This is a genomic window from Methanothermobacter thermautotrophicus, from assembly GCF_014889545.1.
In the GTDB taxonomy this organism is placed as follows: Archaea; Methanobacteriota; Methanobacteria; order Methanobacteriales; family Methanothermobacteraceae; genus Methanothermobacter; species Methanothermobacter thermautotrophicus_A.
The window spans coordinates 16,372-40,231 of sequence record NZ_QKOF01000006.1 but is presented as its reverse complement, the minus strand read 5'-3'; the positions used below and the strand labels follow the sequence as shown (position 1 = coordinate 40,231).

The following is a 23,860-nucleotide window of genomic DNA, read 5'->3' as shown; positions in this document are numbered from 1 at the left end:
AACTAAATATATGGTGATACAATGAAGGCAAGGTCAGAGAAGATAGCAGATGGAGTATACTGGGTCGGTGTCCTTGACTGGGACATCAGAAACTACCATGGATACACACTCCATGGGACAACCTACAACGCCTACCTTGTATTTGGAGACGAACACGTGGCACTGATCGACAACTCCTACCCGGGCACCTCTCCGGAACTAATGGCAAGGATGGAGGATGCATTCAAACGTGAGGGAAGGGAGATTAAGGTGGACTACATAGTCCAGAACCACGTTGAAAAGGACCACAGCGGATTGCTGGTTGAACTCCACAGGAGATTCCCTGATGCAGAGATCCACTGCACAGAAGTTGCCGTGGAGGGACTGATCAAGCATTATCCTGCCCTTGAGGGCACAGAGTTCCGCACAGTGAAGACCGGAAATTCCATTGACCTCGGAGGGAAGACCCTCACCTTCCTTGAGGCGCCACTGCTCCACTGGCCAGACAGCATGTTCACCTTCCTTGATACCGGCATACTGTTCTCAAATGACGCCTTCGGGCAGCACCTATGCTATCCACAACGACTCGACACTGAGATACCAGAATACGTCCTCATGGATGCAGCCAAAAAATTCTATGCAAACCTCATAACACCCCTGTCAAAGCTTGTGCTCAGGAAGTTCGATGAGGTCAAGGAACTCGGCCTCCTTGAGAAGATAGAGATGATAGCACCCTCCCACGGTCAGATATGGACCGACCCCATGAAGATAATAGGGGCATACACTGACTGGGCCACCGGTAAAGTGGAGAAGAAGGTCACCGTCATCTACGACACCATGCACCACTCCACAGCCCTCATGGCCCATGCGATAGCCGAGGGTGCAATGAGCGAGGGCGCTGATGTGAGGGTGTATTACCTCCATGAGGACGACCGCAGCGAGATCGTGAAGGACATACTTGACAGCCACGCCATTGCCCTCGGAGCGCCCACAATCTACGATGAACCCTACCCAAGCGTTGGTGACCTCCTCATGTACCTCCGTGGCCTGAAATTCAACAGGACAGGTAAGAGGAGGGCCATGGTATTCGGCTCAATGGGTGGCAGGGGAGGTGCCACCGGGACCATCCGGAAACTCCTCGCGGATGCTGGATTCGATGTTGTGGAGGAGGATGAAGTCTACTATGTCCCGGACCAGGAGGAACTCGATGCATGCTTCGAAGCAGGGAGAAGGCTTGCAGGTGATGTCAATGAATGAAAACATCACAGGTGTCTGCAGGGGCACTGAAATTGAGAAGGTTGTGGATGCAAACTTCAGGGGAGAGTGCAGTGAGGTCGGTATCTACCTTGCAATGGCAAGGCAGGCCCAGCGCGAGGGCCTCCCCGAGGTTGCAGAGGTCTTAAGGAGGATAGCCCTCGAAGAAGCCGAGCATGCAGCCCACTTTGCAGAGCTAAATGGTGTGATCATGGGAAACCTCCGGGAAAACCTTGAGATGATGCTTGAGGGGGAGGAGGCAGCTAACAGGGAGAAACGTGAGGCAGCCCTCAGGGCAAGGGAATGCGGTGTTGATGAGGCACATGACTTCTTTGATGAGAGTTCAAGGGACGAGGGAAGGCATGCGGCCATGCTGAAGGGACTCCTAGAGAGGTACTTCCAGGGATAACCATGAAGATCTGCAGGATATGCGGCTATCAGATCCCTGAGGGTGAATTTGAGCTGCTGGATGATGGATGGGTGTGCCCCTGGTGTGGTGTTGGGAAGGAGGAGTTTGAGGATTCCGCGGAGTCCATGGGGGGTCAGGACCCCCTCATACTCCTGTTCAGGGCCATGACTGTGGGACTATGGAAGGTCCTGGGGAAGGGGTCCCAGGCAGTTACAAGGAAAATGGGGTCCGTGATTGCAGAGAACATCAACCCAGGGGATGATCCCCTGAAATCAGTTACAGAATACTTCATTGAACATGGATTTGCAGCATCAATCAGCCGTGACGCTGAAAACATCCTAAATGTGAAAAACTGCATGTTCTATGGATTCTGCCGCTCCCTGGAGGATGATGGTGTGCTGTTATCAACATGTCCCTATGCAAACACAGCTGCTGCAGCCCTTGAAAGAAGCAGAGGATACAGGTATCGTATAAAAAGAAAGGAAGGGGAGCATGGACACATCATTGAACTTTCACAGATATCAAAAAAATAGGTGCGCTGAGATTCAGAGTGTGGTTTGAGGCAGTGAATCAAAAATCGGCGTAGGGTCTCTCCATGCCAGCACGCTTCAGTATATCCTCCGCATGTCTGAGGGACCCTTCGCTGCCCTCAAGCAGGAGGTGAACGGACCCCTCAGCCCCATGGACGCCTCCAGCTCCAACCGGTTCTGCCTCCACACCGGCCAGAAGCCTCAGGGCGTCCACCTCCGTGAAGACCTCCCCGGGTACAGGTAACAGTCCGGGGCCCCTGGTGCCTGCAGAGTTCATTTTGAGCGCTATAGTGTCAAGTTCACCGTGTATCATCTTTTCAAGCCCCACCGGGACTATAAGTTCTGTTTTTCTGCCCACAGCTGCCTGGAGTGCTGGAAACACGGTGCCTCCCATGGGGTTACCTATGTAGACCGCTGCCCTTCTTGAGCTGTATTCAAGGGCGTTGGCTCCCTTTAGGACCACATCACCCCTTCCAAGTTCATCTGCCACATCAAAGATTGTGATCCCTGGCTCCCATCCACCATTCCTGATCACCACATCACCCTGAAATTCATGGTCGAGACTTTCCCCCCTGAAGTAGGGGGGCCTTATGATTCCCCTGTGAAATCCGCGACGGTCAAAACCGTCCTCTCCCAGCTGTCCAAGGATCTCCTCGGCTATGTAACCATTGGTTGTCCCTGCAATTATGACCAGCGTACCCTTCTCAAGCACCCTCCTGATGGATGGGTGTTCAAGCATCCCCCAGGCTATTAGACGTTTACCCGCCGCTGGAGTCACCAGGAAATGTTTCATCTCAATCAATCCCGTGGTCTGCCATTCACCCTTTTCAGTTTTTCACAGGCATCCTCTGCTGCAAGGATTATGGGATCTATTACCATTGAGACAGGAGGCGCATAGGAGAACTCAGTCTCAGAGAGTTCAGAACATGTGAGTCCCTGGGAGATGGCAAGGGACATGGTATCAACCCTCTCAGCTACCCTCTCCTTTGCAACCATCTGGCATCCGATTATCCTTCCACTGAGGTCACATATCATCTTAACATCTATCCTCTCGGCACCAGGGTAATATCTGGCCTTTGTGAGGGCCCTCTTCTTACCTGATACCACCTTTATACCATTCTGGAGGGCCATGACCTCTGTGAGGCCCACTGCACCGAATTCAAGTTCCCCTATCTTTGATACCATGGCGTTAAGTACTGGCCTGAAACTTGCATCAATACCCACTATGTTCTTTGCAGCCACCCTTGCCTGTCTGACAGCAGTTGAACCCAGGGGTGACTGGGTCCTGAATCCCGTGACTGCATCGTACACCTCAACACAGTCACCAACCGCGTATATGTCAGGCACACTTGTCTGCATCCTCTCATTGACCTTAACAGCCCACTGCCCGATTTCACAGCCAGCCATTCTGGCAAGCTTAGTCTCAGGCCTCACACCTGTGGCCAGGACAACAAGATCCGCCTCAAGGCACTCATCTCCAACCACAACGCCCTCGACCCTCTCATCACCCACTATCCGGTCAAGGGCCTTGCCGAGGATAACCCGGATGCCCTTCTCCTCAAGGTAACCCTGAACTATGGCTGCCATGTCCGGATCCAGGGATCTGGGGACTATCTGGGGGAGCATCTCTGTTACGGTAACCTCAAGGCCCATCCTCAGGAGGCCGTAGGCTATCTCAAGGCCTATGAGTCCGGCACCCACCACCACTGCACTCTTACTTTTTGATGCCCATTCGGTTATCCTTTCACCATCTGTGAGGGTCCTTATGGTGAATACACCCTCAAGGTCTGTGCCCTCGACCGGTGGTATGAATGGTGATCCGCCAGTCGCAAGGACAAGGACGTCGTAGGGTATCTCAGTGACCCCATCCTTTCCCCTGTAGGTTACAGTCCTTTTTTGAGGGTCTATTGACTCGACCTCTGTTTCAGTGAGGATATCTATGTTCCTCTCCCTGTAGTCCTCGGGAGTGTGCATAACTATATCATCAAAGCATTCCACCTCACCGCACATAACGTAGGGTATTGCGCAGGGGGAATATGCCACGTGCTTATCACGGGTTATGACCTTTATATCTGCTTCCTTATCATATTTCCTTATATTTGAGGCCGTTGAAAGTCCTCCAGCCCCACCGCCAACTATAACAACTCTCATCTATCCCTTTCTCCTAGGAGTTATCAAATATACATCTCTTCTTCATTTTATAAATAATTCAGATATATTTATAAATTTGAATACATTAATAGTGGTGTGGTACTTGTAAGGGAGCATCAAACATGAAGATTAAGGTTCTATTCATATGCAGGAATAACTCAGGGAGGTCCCAGATGGCTGAGGGGATACTCAGGGCCATTTACGGTGATCACTATGAGGTTCACAGTGCTGGCAGTGACCCGAAGGAGATCAGCCCCCTGACCATACAGGTCATGAAGGAGATTGGTGTGGACATTACTGGCCACAGACCAAAGAGTCTCAGGGAATTTGAGGGTGAAAAATTTGACATCGTTGCAAGCCTCTGCGATGAGGCATGCCCTGTATTCCTGGGTGGGGAGAGGTACCTTCATGCTAAATTTCCTGACCCCAGGGGTGCAGATATTGATACCCTCAGAAGGGTCCGTGATGAAATCTCTGAGTGGATAAGGAAGGAGTTCAACCCTGAAAAGTGATCTGGAGAGAGGTGATTTCATGCTCAAGGTTGCCATCGTGACAGACGGGCCCTACGGTGAAAGGGCCTATGAGAACATAGCCCGTGAATTCGAAACACTGTTCATTGAACTTGAGTCTCCCTGCGGCATATTTGCAGATGATGTTGATATACCCGCCGATAAACTCAAAGCCATAGTGTCAGCAGATATTGTGATAACCTACATACTCCACCCTGACCTCACCCTGGAACTCGTTGACCGCATTCACAGTGACGTCGACTGGATAATCATAGGGGCCTGGAGGGGTGAGGGATTCAGGAACCAGCTCCTGAGTTACGGGAACGTGACAGCCCCTGAGAACATGTGCGACCTGGAGGAGAACGGTAACCCCTCCTTTGATGAATTCGTGTCAAGGTTTGGAAGGCCCCTGGTTGAGGTGGACCTTGAAGGGGACAGAGTTAAGGAGATAAGGGTCCTTAGATCTTCTCCCTGTGGAGCCACACTCTTCGTTGCAGAGGAACTTACCGGTGCGGATGCCCAGGATCTCCCATTAAAGGCCGGGCTGAAGGTACAGCTCTATCCCTGCCGTGCCCCCAAGATGAGGCTATTTTCAGATGATGAGTGCAAGAAGGAGATGGCTGCCAGGATGCACAGTGAGGCCTTCGAGAGGGCCCTTCGGGATTAATAGATCTTGATTAAGTCTGAAAAGCCTGATGGGAGATAGTATCATCACTGATAAACTATCATTATTATTCATAATAAATTATTTATTTTATGGCCATCAAGATAGAACCATGGAAAAAAAGATCCTCACAATAGTCGTCACAGAGGGGCCCTACCGTTACCAGTATGCAGATATAGCATTTGAGATGGCTGAAAGCGCAATCAAAAATGGTTACGATGTCAGAATATTCCTCTACATGGACGGGACGCATATACCGAAAAGGAACCAGGCCCCCCAGTCATTCCCTAATACTGCAGAGAGACTCAGGTCACTTGTAATGGACGGGGTCCAAGTAATATCTTGCATAAGATGTTCCACTGCAAGGGGGTACACATGCTCAGAAAGGCCTTACATAAAGGGCGTTGAAATAAAAAGCGTTTATGATCTTGGAGAATGGATAAAGGAGAGTCACCGAGTTATAACCCTGGGATGTTAGCATGAAATCCGCCCTCATAATAATCGACAGAGCCCCCTATGGATGCGAAAACGCGTTCAGTGGCCTCTATATTGTCATAGCCTGTCTTAACAGTTCACTGGATGCTGATGTCCTCCTGATGGAGGATGGTGTCTATGCTGCAGTGGCTGATCAGGTCTCAGAGGCCATTGGATACCCAAATGTTGAGGAACTCACCTACCTTATATTCCCCGAGGGGAGTGTCTTTGTGCATGAAAGATCCCTCAAGGAGAGGGGTCTTGAAGAGGAGGACCTTGTAGAGGCTGCAGAGATAATAAATGACGAAGAACTTCATGAAATACTATCTGCAAAATCTGAAACCGCAATTCTTAAAATATGAGGTGTCCTGATGGATATGGAGGAAATCAAAAAGGAAGTCCTGCCCGATGGATCCCTTGTGAGGGAGGTTATCCTTAAACAGGTAAAGCCCTGCGTGGCGAGTGAGGGTAAAATAAGGGTTCTCATGGAACTTAACGCTGATATCGGGGATGTGATACCCATAATTGCAAACATGTACCCTCCAGGTGCAGTGAATTATGTTAAAAAGAAGAACATACTCACCCTCACAATCTATGATAGACTCATAAGTCTTTACCCCTCAGGAAAGGTGAGCATGAACAAGACACAGGACGTTGATGAGGCCTTTGATATCATAGAGGAGATTATGAAAAAGATAAACGATGCCTATGAGGCCTATAAGGAGGGGGTGCGCGGAAGGGATCTAAGCCGCATCGGCCCCATGGATGTACACAGATGCCTGCCAGGCAGCAACTGCGGTGACTGCGGTGAATCCACGTGCATGGCATTTGCAATGAAGTTGCTAAACGGTGAACAGAAGCTTGACAGCTGCCTGCCACTTAAGGAGCCCTGGATGCAGGAGAAGGTCCATTGCCTCGAGGAGGTGCTCGGCGAACATCTTATGGAGACCCTTGGCTGGAGCGGTTACTGATGGGATCTGTGGGTTTTCTCGTGACAAAGAGCCCCTCGGAGCTCAGCTTCAAAACCTTTCTGGACCTCCTGGATATCTGGGATGAAGATGACCTGAAGGTTTACCTGATAGCCAACGGAGTATACGCTGCAATGGAAGGAAACAAGTACTCCCACACCATCAGGGAGATTTTGAGGGCCGGGGACGTTTTTGCAAGGAAGGAAGACCTCATGGCGAGGGGTATAACCCAGGGTATGCTCATAGATGGTGTTGAAGTGCTTGAAGGCTTTGACAGGGTCGTTATTGATATAATGGAAGACCTTGAGATGGTATTCACATTTTAAAGCTGCCTAATCTTTGGCCTTCTTCGCACCCCTTATACCTCCACGGGATACCATTTGATCACCTCCATAATGGTTAATTGATGAATGCATCCGGTTCAGTAGCCCAGCAAAGTCCCGGCAGTGTATATGATGAAGGATGCTGTCCAGGCCACGAACACTGAGTATAACACTGAGAAGAGGGCCCACCTTGTGCCTGCCTCCTCCTTTATAACGGCCAGTGTCGCCAGGCAGGGTGTATAGAACAGCACAAATACCATGAATGATAGGGCTTCAAGTGGTGTGAAGGCTCCCTGTATGGTTGCTGTGATATTACCTGCACCGTAAACTGTTCCAAAGGCGCTTATAACAAGCTCCTTTGCTGCAAAGCCAGATATTATGGCTATTGATGACTGCCAGTCCCCGAATCCGAGTGGATGGAAGATGGGCGCCACCATGGAGCCAAGTCTTCCCAGCAGGGATGATGAAACATCTGCCCCTGGAAAGCCTGAAAGGAACCATATGAACACCGAACCTGCAAGTATTATGGTTCCAGCCTTCTTTATGAACTGGATGGTCCTCTGGTATGTGTGAATCAGGAGCGTCCTGGGCCTTGGGATCCTGTAGGGTGGAAGCTCCATAAGGAATAGTGACCCTTCACCCATGACCAGTTCACCCAGCAGGCGTGCGGTTATTATGGCCACTGCAATGCCCATGATATAAAGGGAAAATATGACCCATCCCCGGTAGATGACAGGAAAGAGTGCTGATGTGAAGAGCACGTAGACCGGGAGCCTGGCACTGCATGACATGAAGGGTATCATGAGGCTTGTGAGAATCCTCTCCCTCTCAGAACCTATTGTCCTTGTTGCCATTACCCCGGGGACACAGCATCCGAAGCCAAGCATCATGGGGATGAATGACCTGCCGCTCAGACCCGCCAGTGAATTCATTACACGATCCATGACAAAGGCTGCCCTTGCCAGGTATCCTGAATCCTCAAGGAAGGTGAGGAGGAGGAAGAGTATGAATATGTTCGGTGTGAATACAAGGACTGAACCGACACCCCCGATCACGCCATCGGATAGCATTGACAGCACAAACTGGTCCCCGGGGGCTCCCTGAACTGCCTCTGCAAGGTGGGATACACCAGTATCAATCAGTTCTGTGAGTGGAGCCCCTGCAGTGAATGTGAGCTGGAAGATCAACCACATCACCCCCAGGAGAATCGGGAGCCCCAGGTACCTGTTGAGGACAACACGATCTATAATTTCAGAGACCGTTACCCTGTCAATGGGGGGTCTTCTGAGGGACCTCTCCAGGAGACCCTCTATGAGGCCATGCCTTGCATCTGAGACCATGATGTCGGCATCAGCAGATTGCTCCTCCTCAAGGATCCGGCGAATCCCTTCAAATCTCCCAAGTATATCCTCCCCAACCATTGAGGCCACCTTTTTATCACCTTCAAGAAGTTTTATTAGGACCCATTCAGCTGGAACATCCAGCTCAATATCTTCAAGGAGTTTAATGAATTCCTTAATGTTATCTGACCTCAAAAACTCGTATCTGATCTGTGGAGGGGTACCTTTCACCTGTTTTATGGCTGCTTCAAGTAATTCATCCTGGTTACCCTCGGTGGCCTCAATCTTTATGACCGGCACACCCAGCAGTTCCTCAAGTTTATTCTCATCAAGGCTGTATCCCCTCTTCTCTGATTCACTGTTAAAATTCACTGCTATGATGGTGTTGAGGCCGAACTCAAGTATCTGAAGTGTGAGGTAGAGGTTCCTCTCAATATTGGATGCATCAACCACGCTGATTATGAGGTCCGGTTTCTCATTAAGGAGATAATCAATGACCACCTCCTCCTCTGGGGATCCTGCTGTGAGACTGTAGGTCCCTGGGAGATCTGTAATTTCAATATCATTTCCCCTGAAGTTCAGGTATCCTGTTTTTTTCTCAACTGTCTTCCCTGGCCAGTTTCCAACGTGCTGATTGAGCCCCGTAAGGTTATTGAAGAGGGTGCTCTTTCCAACATTCGGGTTTCCTGCAAGGGCTATTCTTAGCATTTTTAATCCCTTACCCCTATCCTCGATGCTTCCCCCTTACGGATGGAAAAGGCGTGGCCCTTCACCCTCACCTTGAGGGGGTCTCGCAGGGGTGCGGAGTTCTCAACCGTGACCAGCGCCCCCCTCCGTATTCCCATAACCATTAATCTGTGCCTTACATCAATGGGAAGGTTAACTGATGTCACAGTCACCCTTTTACCTTCCTTTATTCTGTCGAGTGTTGTTTCCATGATACCACCTTTAGGAAATCCTAAAATTTAGTTACAACTAAATCATATATAAATTTTTAGGTTTGACTAAAACCTGTGGATTAAAAAATAAAATAATGGGATTCAGGATCTTCCCTGGTGGAAGTAACCAAGCCCAAGGAGGCACACAAGACCTATAACACCAATTATTGCGTAGATAGGTGTCTGATTGCTTGAAGAAGCACTGTTGCTTGAAGCTGCCACCTCATAGGCCTTCCCAGACCCTTCAGATGTTCCTGACTGTTCTGAAACTTCTGATGACTCCCCAGCAGCATCTGATGATGAACTGGATGCACTGCCTTCATTTCCGGCGGAACCTGAATCCGGTTTACCTGTCTCGCCGACCCCATTACCCTCATTTACTGATCCTGGCTGTGAAACATCAGAACCAGGGACATCAATGGACTTCCCTGTGGCTGCAGCCATTGAAGCTGCAAATTTCTTAAGGGCCGCCTGGTTGAGGGATGATAGCTTCACCACCCAGCTATTGAAGACAAGGTTTGCGCAGGTGTGGTGACAGCATACAACACCATACTCATTAACCGCCACGATGTACTCATCGGCAAGCCTCTGCAGTGTAGCTGAATCCGTACTCCAGAGGCCCCTCCGGTTGGCCTCCAGTAGCCAGGCCACTGTTGAGGCATAGGAGTAGGGTTGAAGACTCTTAAATCTGCTGCTTACCTGGGGATCAAGTACATAGGTCTCTGCAACCTTCTGCCACATCCAGTCCTGGACCAGATCAGGTGTGACTGCACTCCATCCGAAGAGATGCCCTATCTCCTTTGATATCTGATGAGCACCTGAGAATCCCTGATTCAGCATCCCTTCGATCCATTTAGGGTTGTAGGTTCTTGTCCTGAGCTCCGCTGCAATGAAGTCTGCCAGTGTCTCTATTCTTGGTGTGAACCTTGTATTGGCGATGTATGATGCAATACTTCTTCCTGACATCGCCCCTGCAGCCATCGTGAGACCTCCAAGGTACTGATAAACGTCGTCATTGTCAAGAACACCGTAGACACTGTCCCTCACCTGCACCGTTGCATCCACATTGGATAGCTGCTTCATGAAGACATCCTTTGCATCAATGGCGTATATGTCCTTTCCATAGATGAATCCCATATGATTCAGATAGGTTTCAAGGAGCTGTGACTGATTGTTCCACTTTGCAGTTGATTCCACCACTTCAGGCAGGCCTGTACCGTAACTTCCAGGGGCACTTCCAAATATCCTTGCACCGGCAAGGGTATCTGCTGCCTGTAACCCCCGGGCAGTATAATTCGCCAGGTCTGCAAGGTAGTGTTTCCTGAGGTAGTTGCTTTCCAGAGGCTCATTCAGTTTCATGACAAGCCTTATTGATTCGTCCATCCTGTCGATGCTGTAGGCGAATGTGTCCCTGAACAGTCCACTGATGGTGACCAGGACATCTATTCTCGGCCTTCCAAGCACCTCAAGTGGAGTTACACTTATACCTGTGAATCTTCCTGATTTATCCCATACCGGTTCAGCTCCAATGAGTCGCAGGACCATTGCTATTGTCTGACCACCTGTCCTCATGGTCTCGATTGCCCAGAGGACCACCCCAACAGATTCAGGGTACCTGCCATTCCTTGAAAGGTAATCTGCAATGAGGTCATCTGCCATCTTCTTACCGATCTCCCAAGCAGCCCTATCAGGTGCAAGTCTGGGGTCAAAGGAGTAGGAGTTCTTTCCAGTGGGCAGGAGGTCCGGTATCCTTATGGGATCAGCCCCCCGACCCGGTTCAACAAACCGACCCTCAAGGGCCCTCAGAAGGTTTGTGATCTCCTGATCACTGGCCAGTTTCTGCCTCACTTCATTCCGGAACTCTGTTGTATTCCTTGATGCAGGATCAAAGCTCACTATTGCCTCCACCATTGCATCAAGGAGCTCTCCATTGAGGGGTTCCCCGAAGACATGTAAACCGTAGGGTATCAGTGTAGATGATAGCTCATCAAGTCTGTGCTCAATTCGATCAAGGGCCTCTTCAAAGGAAGAGTTGAGGTCAAGGTTAAGTTCCCTGTGAAGGTCCAGTTTGACCGTGAGATTTCTGATTTCCTCGGCGATTATCAGCTTTCTCTGGGGGTCCTCGGAGGTATGGTAAAGGTTAATTTTGTGTTCAAGTTCCGAGAGATCCCCATAAAGGTCGCTCACCACCATTGGCGGGATATTATGGTTTATGAGAACCGCGTAGCCACGCCTCTTTGCCTGAGTCCCCTCCCCCGGATTGTTTACGATGTAGGGGTAGATGTGTGGCAGGTCCCCTATCATCACGTCGGGCCAGTCAAGGGATGATAGACCCACTGATTTCCCTGGCAGCCATTCGAGGGTTCCGTGTGTGCCAAGATGTATAACTGCGTTGAAGTTTTTCTGGAGCCAGAGATAGAATGCCAGGTACTGATGGTGTGGTGGGAGTGTTGTTGAATGTATGAGGTCAGCTGCATCCTCCCCGAATCCTCGCATTGGCTGGGGGCCGAGGAATACGTTACCGAGCATGACGCCGGGGATCACTATGCTGCCATTGTAGACCATGACGTTTCCAGGGGCAGGCCCCCATGTCGCTGTTATGTTATTTCTCAGGGTTTCTGGCAGTAGACTGAACCAGGCAAGGTATTCAGATACTGGAAATGTGATTGCGCCGGCCCTGACAACCTTCTCAAGTTCTCCAGGGGCCCAGGAACCCACATTAAGGCCCGGTCCGAGGAGTATGTTTATCACCTCTGCAGTGGATTTTTCCTCAACATTGTAGCCAGAACTCCTTAGCGCCCTCAGTATGTTACTGATACTCTCTGGTACGTTGAGGTAACTGGCACTGATACCATCCTTACCCCCACCAATGTTGTAGTAGATGAGAGCTATCTTCTTCTCTGAATTTGGGAGTTCCCTTAGTTTTATCCAGTTGATAAGCCTCTCTGTGAGTCTCTCTATCCTGTCGGGTATTGGAACATAGTATGTATAACGAAGCCCTGTTTGAGGGTCTGTCTCCTCAACACCGCCGCCGATCATTATTGGCTCTATCCTTCCATCAATCTCTGGAAGTGCTATCTGCCAGTAAACCTCAGATGAAAGTCCTGATATGCTCTCGTTCCATGCCCTGAGATTTGAGGCATAGACAGCGGCGATTGCAGGTAAATCGAGTTCCCTGAGTATGGCCGTGGAGTTCAGGGGATCACCGTTGTACAAATTGAATCCCATGCATGTTATGAGACCGCTGATCCTGGGGGTCCTGTTACCATCCAGGAAGAACTTTTCAATAAGGTTCCTCTTTGTAGCTGTGTCGGCTGCAAAGCCAAGGATCACATTGTAACCCTTCCTCTCCAGGCTCTCGAGTATGGCAGTGTGCATTCTCATGTCACTCCCACGGTAGTATGTATCGAAGGTGATGATACCTACCCATGGTTTTCCTGCCCTGTAGTGGCCGCTCTGAACATACCAGGAGTAGTAGCGATCCCATTGCGTGAACTGTTCCCCTGCGTCAGGGTGGTATACAAATGATTTCACCGCGGGGATGGCTGTTAAATTCTCTCCACTCCTTAGCTGCATTCCAGCATCCCTCAGAAGGAGGAGCATCATTCTCTTGAAGTTCTCGGGGCCTCCCTGATCCCAGATGTACTTCACTGTTGAGTTGTCCACACCCACACGGGGATCGTTCTGGAATGTGTTACCGGTTCCTATGGCAACTATCTTCCTGGCCCCCGTAACATTAAGGATTGGATTAACCTTCACAAGGGTGTTTGGAGAGCTTATCATCTGAATCAGGATAACGTCAGCCCTTCTGCCTGCCTCCAGTGCCGCCATGTCTATCTGCGGATCGTTCCTCAGAAGTTCATCGTTTGTGAACATTGAAAGATTGAATCTGTAGCCGTCCTGTCCTGCAAGTTTATAGCCTTCAACTATTGCCTTTGTACTCGAAGTTGACCCTGTTATTATGAGGATACTGTAATGAGATGAATTTGTTGTAATGTTAGTGCTGCTACTGTTATCAGCCGCTGAAACACCTCCTGCAAGCATGATTGTCATGAGTAAAATCACTGGAATAACTGATCTTCTCAAAAATTTCACCTCCATTATATTTTATTTCAAATCATGTTTGCTTTAATAAAATATAAAATTTTCTTTAATATAAATAACATTTACTTTAATATAAATCCATAAAGTTAAATATACTGATCTATCAATATATTATTCATGATCAGTGAAGCAACAGGAAAAATGATGTCTATCCTGGATCTCAGTTACTCCCCGGTGGGTGTGAAATTCACCGATGAGATACCGGAAAATGCGGTTATACTGAGAAAACACAGGTACTGCCAGGCCCTCATGAAGGCACGGAAGGGTGAAGTGGTTGTTCTCCCGGGCCATGAAATAACATGCCCCGCTGCTGCACGGGCCCTTGGTTTCAGTGAACTCCCTGAGAAACTGAAAAGCGGGAGGGGCCTTGTGGGATTTGGAATTGTTGATAAACCGGATACCGGGGCAAGAATGTTTCAGGACATGCCCAAACTTGAATGGGACGGGCAGAGCATACTCCTTTACCCCCTTGACAGGCAAGATGAAGAACCGGATGTTGTGGTTGTGGAGGACCGGCCAGAGAAACTCATGTGGATAGCCCTGGCATACCTCAACCTCAGGGGAGGGGAGAGAATACAGAGCTCAACGGCGGTTCTCCAGGCTGTCTGTGTGGATGCCACACTCATCCCATATCTGACATCAGAGCTCAACATCAGCCTGGGATGCTACGGATGCAGGGATGCCACAGATATCGAAGCAGAGGATGCGGTGATTGGATTTCCAGGTGATATACTCCTGGAAATCGTTGAGAAACTTGAATATCTGAATGAAAGGGCCATACCCCGTTCAAGGGCAAAGAATGCCCTTAAAAATTTGAGAGGTGATTGAAATGGCATGGTTTGCTGGATACCCACGTGAGAAGATAGAATGGTACCCAACCATTGATCCTGAAAAATGCGTTAAATGCGGTATGTGCATGAACTGTGGACAAAAGGTATACAAGTGGACAAAGGAGGGTCCTGTGGTTGCACAGCCCTACAAATGCGTTGTGGGATGCACAACATGCGCAACCCTCTGTCAGGGAAATGCCATAACATTCCCGGACAAGAATAAACTGAGGGAACTCTACAAGAAAGAGGGCATATGGGCAAAGGTTAAAAGGGAACTCATCAAGGAGGGTAAACTGGAACCCGAGGAATGAGGGATCAGATGAAACTCACATACATACCCTCAGCATACATCACCCACACCGGTAAGATGTATGAGATCATGGTTGAAGTTCCGGGTGTGAAGAAGGGTGATATTCACCTTGAAATGACAGAGCAGGGTTTCTGTCTAAATGCTGAAGGTGAAAGGTTTAAGTACAGTGGTTGCTGGTCACTTGCACACCGTGTGAAGCCAGAAACTGCTTCTGCAGGTTTCTCAGATGGTCTGCTAAGAATAACTGTTGAACTTGCAGAGGACGTTAAGGGCCTTGAGATCCCCGTGAACTGAACCTTATAAATTTATTTCTTTTTTATATCCACATGGGACTGTAAACAGGATATAACCGGGGACTGCACATATTACTGATTATGAGAAAAAAGATGGTTGGGATCCGCTGCCAGTGCAGTGACCCTGTGGTGAAGAGGAGGGGTTCCGGTATGAGGACCGTGATGTGCCCCCTCTGTGGCAGGATATACCTTACAGACCGTGCGGACCCTGTCTGCTTCAGCTGCAGGAAGGGCAGGTCCTGATAGATGGCCAATAAAATCAGAACATCAAAAAAATAAAGGTCCTGATGGGAAGGAGAGGCAATCAGAACATCATAAGAAGTCCCCGCCCGGTTCCCCAGATTATACTCACCGCTATGATGAGTATAACAAATATGGATACGTAGCTAACAGCAGGCTTCACGACCCTTTCAGGTAACCTGTACCTCAGGAGCTCCTCGAACATGAGGCCCCCGTCCAGGGGCTTCGCAGGAAGGAGGTTCACCGTACCAACCGCAAAGTTGAGGAAGAATATCCAGAAGAAGAGCTCCTCAAGATATGTAAGGGCAAAGGGGACACTGTCCCCGAATACTGAAGCAACAGAGTCCCTCACCCTGAGGTGGTTGCTGGTCCTGATACCCATGTAGGCCCTGCTTGAGTTGTTGGGATTCCTCCCGGTCTTCAGGTGAAATGTCCCCTGATCCGTGGTTATGTTGATAACCTCTCCAACTCTTATCGTTTTGAGTGCCGCGCTGTAGGTTGTCAGGTTATTTGTTGGCATGCCATTGATGCTCTCAATCACAAGCCCTTGGGTCAGGACCTTGCTCGCCGGGCTTCCAGGTACAACACTGTCTATCTGGACACCGTCTGGCTGGAATGCCGCTGGCATGGCATATGTTGAAATCCCGAAGAAGAGGGTAAAGCATATACCTGCAAGTATAAGATTTGCCACAGATCCGGCAGCATATATCCTCAGCTTAGAGATGGGCCTGATCTTTTTGATGTCGTCCTCGTCAGGTTCAACGAATGCGCCTGGAAGTATTGCGAGGAGAAGTAGGCCTATGGATTTTATGCGGACACCCTCCACCCTTGCAAGTATACCATGGGCAAACTCATGGACCACGATGACCGTTGCAAGTCCAATTATACCATAACCTAGGGGCACGTAGACCGGTGACCCGGGTATGTCAACACCCGGCACTATTAGTGACGCCTGTGGAGTCACAAAGATGTTCTGGAGAGACATTATAAGCATGTAGAGCATGTAGAACATGAAGAAGAAGGCCACGGGTATCCCTGCATTCAGGATCCATCGCCATAGTCGTGGATGTCCTGCTGCAATGTCATCTATGAATCCCCTGAGCCTCCTGGTCCTCCTCATAAGCAGGGGCCCATGTACCTCAATCTTAAGCCTGTCCCTGAATAGGATGGCCATTGTCCAGATTAGAATAAATGCGATTAGATAAAACCATAAAGCGTTCATATCCGATAACACCCTCTTACTTTAATGGTTGTTGCAGCACCCATATAAATCCATCACAGCCTTGGTGTGCATTTCCTCAAGATCATAGGATCATCATATTACCATTGAATCAAACAGGAGCACTTCACACTCCTCTCCAGCTGATATACCCTCAAGGTTCTCATCTATGACTATGTATGCGTTTGAATCCACCATTGATCTTATTATACCTGATCCTCTGCTCTGCACAGGTTCAACCTTCTCATCATCCGCCCTCGCCCTCAGGTATTCTGTCCTTCCAGGCCCAGAGGCAACCTTGGCCGTGCACCTCCTTTTAACTGTCCTATGCCTGTAATCAAGGTGCTGCATCCTCAGAAGGTAGTACCTTGCAAATACATCGAACTGTACCATGGCTGCAACAGGGTAACCTGAGAGCATGAATACCGGTGTTTCAGAGACCACACCAAATGCAACCGGTTTACCTGGTCTCAGGGCCACCCCATGGAATAAAACCTCACCCAGGCCATCTACAGCATCCACAACCACATCCCCGCGGCTTATGGCTGTTCCCCCTGTTGTTACTATAACATCATATTCAGCAGCAGCGGATTCTATCTCCTTCCCGACGATGTCGATATCATCCGGAAGGTGCACAGGGTCTGCAGACCCCCCTGCACTTTCAACCAGTGCATTTAATGTGTAAAGGTTGGAATTGGGTATCTTACCGGGCTCAAGGTCATCGGATGGATCCACCAGCTCATTCCCTGTGACTATAACCCTGACTGACGGCCTTCTGAAAACCTTAACCTTACTGTGACCTGCTGATGCTGCCATTGCGATTTCCTGTGGCCTTAGAAGGGTTCCCTCACTCAGTACTGCAGTCCCACACCTCACATCCTCGCCTGCCGGTGCCACATTCTCAGAAGGAGCCACAGGCCTCACAACCATGATCTCTGATCCATCCTGAATGGTGTACTCCTCCATTACAACAGCATCAGCACCCAAAGGGATCGGGGCTCCTGTAGCGATCCTTACAGCCTCACCGGGACCAACCTGGACCTTTGAAACCTCGCCGGCGCCTATTGAGTCCCTGACCCTTAAGGTGGATGGGGTACCTGGAGATGAACCGAAGGTGTCCTCAGCCCTCACAGCATAGCCGTCCATGGCGGACCTGTCAAAGGGTGGCGAGTCAAACCTTGACACCAGGTCCTCTGCAAGGACCCTGTGGTAGGCATCGAGAAGATCCACTCTTTCGGGTCCCGTGAACCTCTGGTTCTCATCAAGAATCCTGAATGCATCCCTTACCGGTAAGAGTTCTGATAGGAACATGTGATAATCACCGCTTAACTACTCTCTCATACCTATATATAACGGACCCTGATATATTAATTCAATGAATTGATGTGCTTGGTAGAGAACATGATATCGGTGCGATGGACTTGCGGGGAGGCTCCATGATAGAGGTTGAATCTGTGAGTAAAAGTTTCGGGAGGATAAGGGCCCTTGATAACCTTAGCTTCAGTGTGGGTGAGGGTGAACTCATGGGTATCATCGGCCACAACGGGGCCGGTAAGACCACCGCAATACGTATAATAGCTGGTATACTCCATCCTGACTCCGGGACCGTCAGGGTGGGCGACCATGACGTTACAGAGGACCCCCTCAGTGTTAAGTCCATGATAGGTTACCTGCCAGAGGAGCCCAACCTCTATGAGCGCTTCAGGGCATGGGACCTCCTCAGGTACTTCGGTGAGCTATACGGTGTCTCCAGGGATGTGCTTGATGACAGGATAGCTGAGCTGCTTGAACTGGTTGGTATGAGCGAGAGGGCCATGGACCCCATCAACACCTTCTCCAAGGGCCTCCGGCAGAGGATAAGTATAGCCAGGGCCCTCATACATGACCCTCCCCTCATAATATTCGATGAACCAACCATGGGTCTTGATCCGGCAACTGCATTCTCAATAAGGGAGTTCATACGGGACCTTAAGGGATCAAAGACCATGATACTCTGCACCCACTACATGGAGGAGGCTGAGTACCTCTGTGACAGGGTTGCAATAATAAACCAGGGCAGGATACTGGACATTGGGACACCTGATGAACTCAAATCAAAGGTCCGGGGGGACCTTGTCCTTGAGGTGAAGGTCAGGGACATCTCCCCTGTAATTGAGGATGATCTTATGATGATCCCTGGTGTAAGATCCGTTGAAATTGATGGCAGAACAGTCACGGTATCCCTTGAAAACCGTAGGGCCATATCAGGTGTTATAATGGAACTCGGGGACAACGTTTCAGGGGTTAACACCAGGGAGGCCACACTCAACGATGTTTTTATAGAGAGCCTGAGGGAGTCAGGATGAGTCTACTTAAGGTGGCGAAATGGGAACTGAGGAGCACCCTTAGAAGCCGGAAGTTCCTCTTCATATTCCTGTTCCAGATAGCTGTCCTGATTTTAACACTGTTCATGTTCAGTGGATTCACCAATATAGTTGAGAAGGGCGAAAGCCTCACACCATCCCTAAGTGGATTTGCAGAGCTCGGTGTCATTGATCCCTCCGGCCTGATCAAGGGACAGCTTAACCCTGACGTCCTTGATATTCATGAGGGATGGGATGCCGGATCCGTGCTCGTCGTTAACAGCTTCACAGGCATACCCCTCAATGCAACCCTCTACCTTGACTACTCGGATCCCAGGAGGAGCGTGGTGCGGGATGAAGTTGAAGCCGCTGTTGAACGGGCCTCCAGCCTGATATCAGAGGAGTTTGTGAAGTCCCCTGCTCCTGCCCCCGAGGTCAGGGAGGAGACCCATGGGGAGCCGCTCCCGGTTCAGCTTGTGACAAGGGTGATGGTTTCAATCCTCCTCTTCCTCCCGGTTTTCCTGTTCGGTAACCTTGTTGTGGACAGTATTGTGGGTGAGAAGGAGAGGAAGACCGGGGAGGCTCTTCTTGCCATGCCAGTGAGGCGTTCAGAGATCATCCTCGGTAAGTGCCTCTCGGTGATCACTGTACTTGCCCTCCAGATCGGTATATGGATGGTCATCATCCTGGCCTCAGGGTTCCATATTGTCAACCCCCTGGGCGCCTATGTCACAGTCGTTGCCTCCTCGGCTCCCGTTGTAGGGCTCACCGCCCTCATATCCGTCTATGCAGGGAACTACCGTGAGGCCGGTATAGGGATAACCTTAGCCTACATCATATCAGCTGCCTACCTCATTGCCCCTGCCCTGGCATACATGGCAGGTTCATCAGGTTCAGTTTCACCCATGACACTCACAATAAAGATGATATCAGGTCAGGCACTGGGGGCTGCCGACATCATTCCTCCAGCCATCTCAATCATGGTACTCAGCATAATATTCTACGGCCTTGCAGTCAGGCTCTTTGGGAGGGATGATGTGGTATTCGGTCCCAGACCAGGTATACTGAGGTTAATGGTGAAACCATGAAACTGAAGGCCCTGACACTTAAGGAGGCCCGTGATATATTCTCCAACAGGATCTACATGCTTCTAGTCCTTGTTCAGGTTATAATAGTACTGGGGGCCTATGGACTCGCCATTGTGAGCTCGGTTGCTGCCGATCCCCAGCTGATGGAGAGGTGGGGTGGTTCAGGGTTTTTGAAGGTGGGGGTGGTTGATGGTAACAGGCTCCTCACTGAGGGCCTTGAAAGGGAGGGTCTCAGTGTAAGGGAATTCAGTGACATTGAGAGCGCCAGGGAGAACCTTGGATCAGGGGTTGCGGCCATCGTCTACCTGAGTGGAGGGGAGGTGAGGATAGAGGCCGACACCTCCAGTGTGTTCTACACCATCATGAGTGAAAGGCTTCAGGGCGCAGCTTCATGGTATATCAGTCAGAAAAGGTTCAGGGAGTCTGGACTCCCATCCAGGACAATCCAGGCCCTTGAGGAGCCCGTGAAGCTCAGTGTTGTCCCCGTGAACAGGGAGGCCTACAGGCCCCTTGCCCTTGAGAGCTCCTACTTCGTGGAGATAATGTACGGCTTCATCCTCCCCTTCGTTGTCTTCCTGCCCTTCTTCCTGGGGAGCAACATGGTAACTGACAGTGTCGTGGGGGAGAAGGAGCGGAAGACCTTCGAGGTGCTGCTCATGGTACCCCTATCCGAGACCATGATAATCCTCGGTAAGATCCTCCCGTCACTGGCATTCTCATTTATCCAGAGCCTCCTCTGGCTTGGGCTCCTGGTTCTCCTGGGGGTCCCAGTGTATAACATGCCATTACTGGCCCTTCTCCTCCTCATCACAGGCCTTGCATTCATCGGTGTGGGACTATTTATATCAATCCTTGCAGACAGCACAAAGGAGGCCAACTCAGCAATTACCGTCGCCCTGTTCTTTGCAACCTTTATCCTCTTTGTGCCACTATTTATGGATATGGGTGCCCTTACCCCCTTAATAAGGTTCATACCCAGTCTCATAATTGTTAAAATCTCATCAGGGCCCCATCTGAACCCCGGGATTATCCATGATATGGTTCCATCTGCAGTCTTCTCGGTGCTCATCTTCCTGGCAGCTGTTGTCTCCTTCAGAAGGGAAGGTGTTATAAGACTCTGAACAGGAAATATGATCAGAGGCTATAAAAATCTAGTTTTCCAGGACTCCCTAAAGGGGGTGTAAACCCATGTAAAGCATCAGAGCAACCCCGGTCGCCAGGGGGATGACTATATTGTCCTCCACCGGCGTGTAGGCCTCCACCAGCATGCCTGTGAGGGCGCCTGTGAAGGCATAGACCGGTTCAAGAAAGAAAAGTGATCCAATGAATCCAGCTGCAAGGAATGCTGCTGAACCCTCAATGCTCTTATCTGGTTTAAGGGGTAGGGGGTGTTTCCCGTACTCCCTGCCGATTATTGTTGACAGTGAATCTCCGAGTGTTAGTATGATGATGGATGCATTTGCCACAGCCAGGTTGGATCCAAAGAGGGAATAGGTGAGGGCCATGCCAATGAAATAGTAAATGAAGCCCCTCTCAGTATCGTCCCTTCTGCAGCCCCTCAGGATTCCGGAAAAGAATGGGATGTAGAATCTCCTGTCGAGCTGGAATATGATCTCCCCGCATATGGCTGCCCCAAGGGAGATGATTATCATGGAGGGGGTGTCCAGGTATCCTGCGAGGACCACGAAGACTATCCCGGTTGCATGTATCAGCTGCCTGAAGAATTCCCTCCGGTACCTCAAAGGAACACCTATGTGGACATGTATGCCTCAATCACGCCATGGTAGGCATCATCAAGTTCGGAGATGTCCAGGGCCACATCGCCGAATTCAAGGGTGCTGCCGCCGGTGGTTCCGATAACAGCCCATGGGACATCCAGGTCAGCCAGGACGTCCCCGGCTGATCCCCTGAGGGTGAGTATGTATCTTCCGTTGGACTCTGAGAAGAGGGCCTCATGGACATTCCTGAAGCTGCCCGGGATCTTCATGGGGTCTATCCTGGCCCCGATGCCGCACTTTATGGCCATCTCAGCCAGCGCCACCCCTATTCCTCCAGCTGAACAGTCATGGACCGCGGTGACCTTATCACCGTGCTCATGGATTATCTTCTTAACTGCCCTTGCAGCTTCAAACTCTGCCTTAAGATCTGTTGCAGGTGGTTTTCCATCCACGATGCCGTGAACTGTCCTCAGGTACTCTGATGCACCCAGTTCCGGCCCTGTTTCCCCGATGACCACTATCTCATCCCCCTCATCCTTGAAGTCCATGGTCTTTATGCTGTCAAGGGAGAGCTTACCAGCCACGCCCACCACAGGGGATGGGTTCACGGTGACGCCCTCTGTCTCATTGTAGAAGCTCACGTTACCACTTATAACGGGGGTGCTGAAGGTTTCTGCCATATCAGCCATGCCCCTCACGCACTCCCTGAACTGCCAGAAGACCTCGGGCTTCTCTGGGTTGCCGAAGTTGAGGCAATCAACTATGCAGACAGGCCAGGCGCCCATGGATACAACGTTCCTTATGGCCTCCCCAACCGAGGCCGCGCCTCCACCATAGGGGTCGAGCTTCGTGTGGATGCTGTTGCAGTCGACGGTGAGTGCAACCCCTGTTTTGTCATCAACCCTCAGGACTGCTGCATCGTCCCCTGGTTTTACAACGGTCCTTATCTGAACCTCGTGGTCGTACTGCCTGTAAACCCAGCGCTTGCTTGCAATGTTAGGTGATGATAGGAGCTTCATGACCGCATCCTTAAGTGGGGGGTGTTTAACCTCCACCTGCCCCTCGGGTAGCCGGGGCTTCCTTGCCTCCCGCTCAACAACTGGAGGGTCAGCCAGGAGCTTTGCTGGTAGATCAGCTATAACTTCGCCCCCACTCTCGACTATCATCCTCCCGGTGTCTGTAACCTCCCCTATAACAGCTGCGGGTAACTCATATTTCCTGCAGATGTCCATTGCAGCCTCAACATCATCCGGTCCCATCACGAAGATCATGCGCTCCTGTGACTCTGAGAGCATGATCTCATAGGGGGTCATCCCCTCCTCCCGCAGGGGTATGGCTTCGAGTTTAACCCTTGCGCCGTTGTCACACTTGGCAACCAGTTCGGAGATGCAGCAGGTAAGGCCTCCCCCTCCAAGGTCCTTCACCCCTGAGACCTCTATCTCATCCATTATCTCGAAGCTTGCCTCCATGACCATCTTCTTTGTGAAGGGGTCCCCAACCTGGACGGCGGGGCGGTCCTCGAGTTCAGAGGAACTTGTGAGCTCCTCAGATGCGAAGGTGACCCCATGTATCCCGTCCCTTCCTGTCCTTCCACCCATCAGGAGGAAGACATCTCCGGGATTGGGGGCGATTCCACGCTTTATCTCATCCCTAGGTACAAGTCCAGCGCACATCACATTGACGAGGGGGTTCAGCTGGAAGTTTTCATCGAATTCAACCTCACCTGCGACTGTTGGTACACCCACACGGTTTCCGTAGTCTGATATCCCCCTGACAACGTGCTCAAAGAGGTACCTTGACTTCTGGTCCTCAAGGTATCCGAAACGGAGTGAGTCAAGGAGAGCAACAGGCATTGCCCCCATTGATATTATGTCCCTGAGTATTCCGCCTATGCCTGTACCTGCGCCACCATAGGGTTCTATGGCAGAGGGGTGGTTGTGACTTTCAATTCCAATGGCCAGTGCCAGTTCATCCGTTATTTCCACAACACCTGCATCATCACCGGGGCCGATTATGACACCTTCGCCCTCTGTAGGGAAGAGGCCCAGGACCGGCCGGCTGCTCTTGTAGGAACAGTGCTCCGAGAACATAACATCCAGCATCCCGTACTCGAGGGGGTTAGGGTCCCTTCCAAGCTCCTTCCTTATAAATTCCATTTCAGAATCGGTTAAAACCAT

Annotated in this window: 25 protein-coding genes; 16 read left to right on the top strand and 9 right to left on the bottom strand. The window is 50.4% G+C overall.

The window, feature by feature from the left end:
- Positions 1 to 21: 21 nt before the first annotated feature.
- Genes DNK57_RS04475 through DNK57_RS04465 form a run of 3 tightly spaced genes read left to right on the top strand, consistent with a single transcriptional unit; the run spans position 22 to position 2,175 of the window.
- On the top strand, positions 22 to 1,236 hold the full coding sequence (locus DNK57_RS04475) for an FprA family A-type flavoprotein (protein ID WP_192961859.1): 1,215 nt from the start codon (positions 22 to 24) through the stop codon (positions 1,234 to 1,236).
- The gene (locus DNK57_RS04470) at positions 1,229 to 1,642 is read left to right on the top strand and encodes a ferritin-like domain-containing protein (protein ID WP_192961858.1); all 414 of its coding nucleotides are present in this window, start codon (positions 1,229 to 1,231) and stop codon (positions 1,640 to 1,642) included. Before DNK57_RS04475 ends, DNK57_RS04470 begins: the two co-directional genes overlap by 8 nt.
- Before the next feature lie 2 nt (positions 1,643 to 1,644).
- Positions 1,645 to 2,175 carry a rubredoxin gene (locus DNK57_RS04465; RefSeq protein ID WP_192961857.1) on the top strand — a complete coding sequence of 177 codons (531 nt, stop codon included), beginning with the start codon at positions 1,645 to 1,647 and terminating at the stop codon, positions 2,173 to 2,175.
- A gap of 37 nt (positions 2,176 to 2,212) precedes the next feature.
- On the opposite strand, the gene DNK57_RS04460 is transcribed toward DNK57_RS04465, so the two are convergent.
- Positions 2,213 to 2,965: a hypothetical protein gene (locus tag DNK57_RS04460; protein WP_226891164.1), complete on the bottom strand. Its 753-nt coding sequence runs from the start codon at positions 2,963 to 2,965 to the stop codon at positions 2,213 to 2,215.
- 5 nt (positions 2,966 to 2,970) lie between these two features.
- Positions 2,971 to 4,323: an FAD-dependent oxidoreductase gene (locus DNK57_RS04455; protein WP_192961855.1), complete on the bottom strand. Its 1,353-nt coding sequence runs from the start codon at positions 4,321 to 4,323 to the stop codon at positions 2,971 to 2,973.
- Positions 4,324 to 4,445: 122 nt separating this feature from the next.
- Between DNK57_RS04455 and DNK57_RS04450 the strand changes: the two genes are divergently transcribed.
- The 6 genes from DNK57_RS04450 (at position 4,446) to tusB (ending at position 7,264) form a co-directional block, all read left to right on the top strand.
- On the top strand, positions 4,446 to 4,835 hold the full coding sequence (locus DNK57_RS04450; RefSeq protein ID WP_192961854.1) for an arsenate reductase ArsC: 390 nt from the start codon (positions 4,446 to 4,448) through the stop codon (positions 4,833 to 4,835).
- A gap of 19 nt (positions 4,836 to 4,854) precedes the next feature.
- Positions 4,855 to 5,499 (top strand): DUF166 domain-containing protein, encoded by a 645-nt coding sequence (locus DNK57_RS04445; protein WP_192961853.1) that lies wholly within the window; start codon positions 4,855 to 4,857, stop codon positions 5,497 to 5,499.
- Between the two features lie 109 nt (positions 5,500 to 5,608).
- Positions 5,609 to 5,974 carry a DsrE/DsrF/TusD sulfur relay family protein gene (locus tag DNK57_RS04440; RefSeq protein WP_192961852.1) on the top strand — a complete coding sequence of 122 codons (366 nt, stop codon included), beginning with the start codon at positions 5,609 to 5,611 and terminating at the stop codon, positions 5,972 to 5,974.
- Position 5,975: 1 nt separating this feature from the next.
- The gene (locus DNK57_RS04435) at positions 5,976 to 6,332 is read left to right on the top strand and encodes a DsrE family protein (protein ID WP_192961851.1); all 357 of its coding nucleotides are present in this window, start codon (positions 5,976 to 5,978) and stop codon (positions 6,330 to 6,332) included.
- 9 nt (positions 6,333 to 6,341) lie between these two features.
- Complete coding sequence (locus DNK57_RS04430) at positions 6,342 to 6,941, top strand: (Fe-S)-binding protein (RefSeq protein ID WP_192961850.1); 600 nt, start codon at positions 6,342 to 6,344, stop codon at positions 6,939 to 6,941.
- Positions 6,941 to 7,264, top strand: a complete 324-nt coding sequence (tusB, locus tag DNK57_RS04425; protein WP_192961849.1) for a sulfurtransferase complex subunit TusB — start codon at positions 6,941 to 6,943, stop codon at positions 7,262 to 7,264. Before DNK57_RS04430 ends, tusB begins: the two co-directional genes overlap by 1 nt.
- Before the next feature lie 95 nt (positions 7,265 to 7,359).
- Here tusB and feoB read toward each other — a convergent pair whose 3' ends face one another.
- From feoB to DNK57_RS04410, 3 genes are all read right to left on the bottom strand, one after another.
- Positions 7,360 to 9,309, bottom strand: coding sequence for a ferrous iron transport protein B (feoB, locus tag DNK57_RS04420; protein ID WP_192961848.1), 1,950 nt, complete (start codon positions 9,307 to 9,309; stop codon positions 7,360 to 7,362).
- A gap of 2 nt (positions 9,310 to 9,311) precedes the next feature.
- Positions 9,312 to 9,539 (bottom strand): FeoA family protein, encoded by a 228-nt coding sequence (locus DNK57_RS04415; protein WP_192961847.1) that lies wholly within the window; start codon positions 9,537 to 9,539, stop codon positions 9,312 to 9,314.
- 102 nt (positions 9,540 to 9,641) lie between these two features.
- A complete protein-coding gene (locus DNK57_RS04410) occupies positions 9,642 to 13,634 on the bottom strand; it encodes a cobaltochelatase subunit CobN (RefSeq protein ID WP_320056879.1) in 3,993 nt (1,330 codons plus the stop codon).
- Between the two features lie 126 nt (positions 13,635 to 13,760).
- Here DNK57_RS04410 and DNK57_RS04405 point away from each other — a divergent pair, with 126 nt between their 5' ends.
- From DNK57_RS04405 to DNK57_RS04390, 4 genes are all read left to right on the top strand, one after another.
- On the top strand, positions 13,761 to 14,471 hold the full coding sequence (locus DNK57_RS04405; protein ID WP_192961845.1) for a DUF169 domain-containing protein: 711 nt from the start codon (positions 13,761 to 13,763) through the stop codon (positions 14,469 to 14,471).
- Position 14,472: 1 nt separating this feature from the next.
- Positions 14,473 to 14,784: a 4Fe-4S dicluster domain-containing protein gene (locus tag DNK57_RS04400; RefSeq protein ID WP_192961844.1), complete on the top strand. Its 312-nt coding sequence runs from the start codon at positions 14,473 to 14,475 to the stop codon at positions 14,782 to 14,784.
- An 8-nt stretch (positions 14,785 to 14,792) separates the two neighbouring features.
- The gene (locus tag DNK57_RS04395; RefSeq protein ID WP_192961843.1) at positions 14,793 to 15,077 is read left to right on the top strand and encodes an Hsp20/alpha crystallin family protein; all 285 of its coding nucleotides are present in this window, start codon (positions 14,793 to 14,795) and stop codon (positions 15,075 to 15,077) included.
- Positions 15,078 to 15,169: 92 nt separating this feature from the next.
- A complete protein-coding gene (locus DNK57_RS04390) occupies positions 15,170 to 15,319 on the top strand; it encodes a hypothetical protein (protein ID WP_192961842.1) in 150 nt (49 codons plus the stop codon).
- A gap of 61 nt (positions 15,320 to 15,380) precedes the next feature.
- Here DNK57_RS04390 and DNK57_RS04385 read toward each other — a convergent pair whose 3' ends face one another.
- A complete protein-coding gene (locus DNK57_RS04385) occupies positions 15,381 to 16,436 on the bottom strand; it encodes a site-2 protease family protein (RefSeq protein WP_320056866.1) in 1,056 nt (351 codons plus the stop codon).
- 195 nt (positions 16,437 to 16,631) lie between these two features.
- Positions 16,632 to 17,846: a molybdopterin molybdotransferase MoeA gene (locus DNK57_RS04380; protein ID WP_192961840.1), complete on the bottom strand. Its 1,215-nt coding sequence runs from the start codon at positions 17,844 to 17,846 to the stop codon at positions 16,632 to 16,634.
- Between the two features lie 125 nt (positions 17,847 to 17,971).
- Between DNK57_RS04380 and DNK57_RS04375 the strand changes: the two genes are divergently transcribed.
- The 3 genes from DNK57_RS04375 to DNK57_RS04365 are packed head-to-tail and all read left to right on the top strand — an operon-like array spanning position 17,972 to position 21,086.
- Positions 17,972 to 18,880 (top strand): ABC transporter ATP-binding protein, encoded by a 909-nt coding sequence (locus DNK57_RS04375; protein ID WP_192961839.1) that lies wholly within the window; start codon positions 17,972 to 17,974, stop codon positions 18,878 to 18,880.
- Positions 18,877 to 19,965, top strand: coding sequence for an ABC transporter permease (locus tag DNK57_RS04370; RefSeq protein WP_192961838.1), 1,089 nt, complete (start codon positions 18,877 to 18,879; stop codon positions 19,963 to 19,965). The genes DNK57_RS04375 and DNK57_RS04370 overlap by 4 nt, the downstream gene beginning before the upstream one ends.
- Positions 19,962 to 21,086 (top strand): ABC transporter permease, encoded by a 1,125-nt coding sequence (locus DNK57_RS04365; protein WP_192961837.1) that lies wholly within the window; start codon positions 19,962 to 19,964, stop codon positions 21,084 to 21,086. The genes DNK57_RS04370 and DNK57_RS04365 overlap by 4 nt, the downstream gene beginning before the upstream one ends.
- A 48-nt stretch (positions 21,087 to 21,134) precedes the next feature.
- Here DNK57_RS04365 and DNK57_RS04360 read toward each other — a convergent pair whose 3' ends face one another.
- Both DNK57_RS04360 and purL read right to left on the bottom strand, forming a co-directional pair.
- Positions 21,135 to 21,707, bottom strand: a complete 573-nt coding sequence (locus tag DNK57_RS04360; protein ID WP_192961836.1) for a diacylglycerol/polyprenol kinase family protein — start codon at positions 21,705 to 21,707, stop codon at positions 21,135 to 21,137.
- Positions 21,708 to 21,715: 8 nt separating this feature from the next.
- Positions 21,716 to 23,860, bottom strand: coding sequence for a phosphoribosylformylglycinamidine synthase subunit PurL (gene purL / locus DNK57_RS04355; protein WP_192961835.1), 2,145 nt, complete (start codon positions 23,858 to 23,860; stop codon positions 21,716 to 21,718).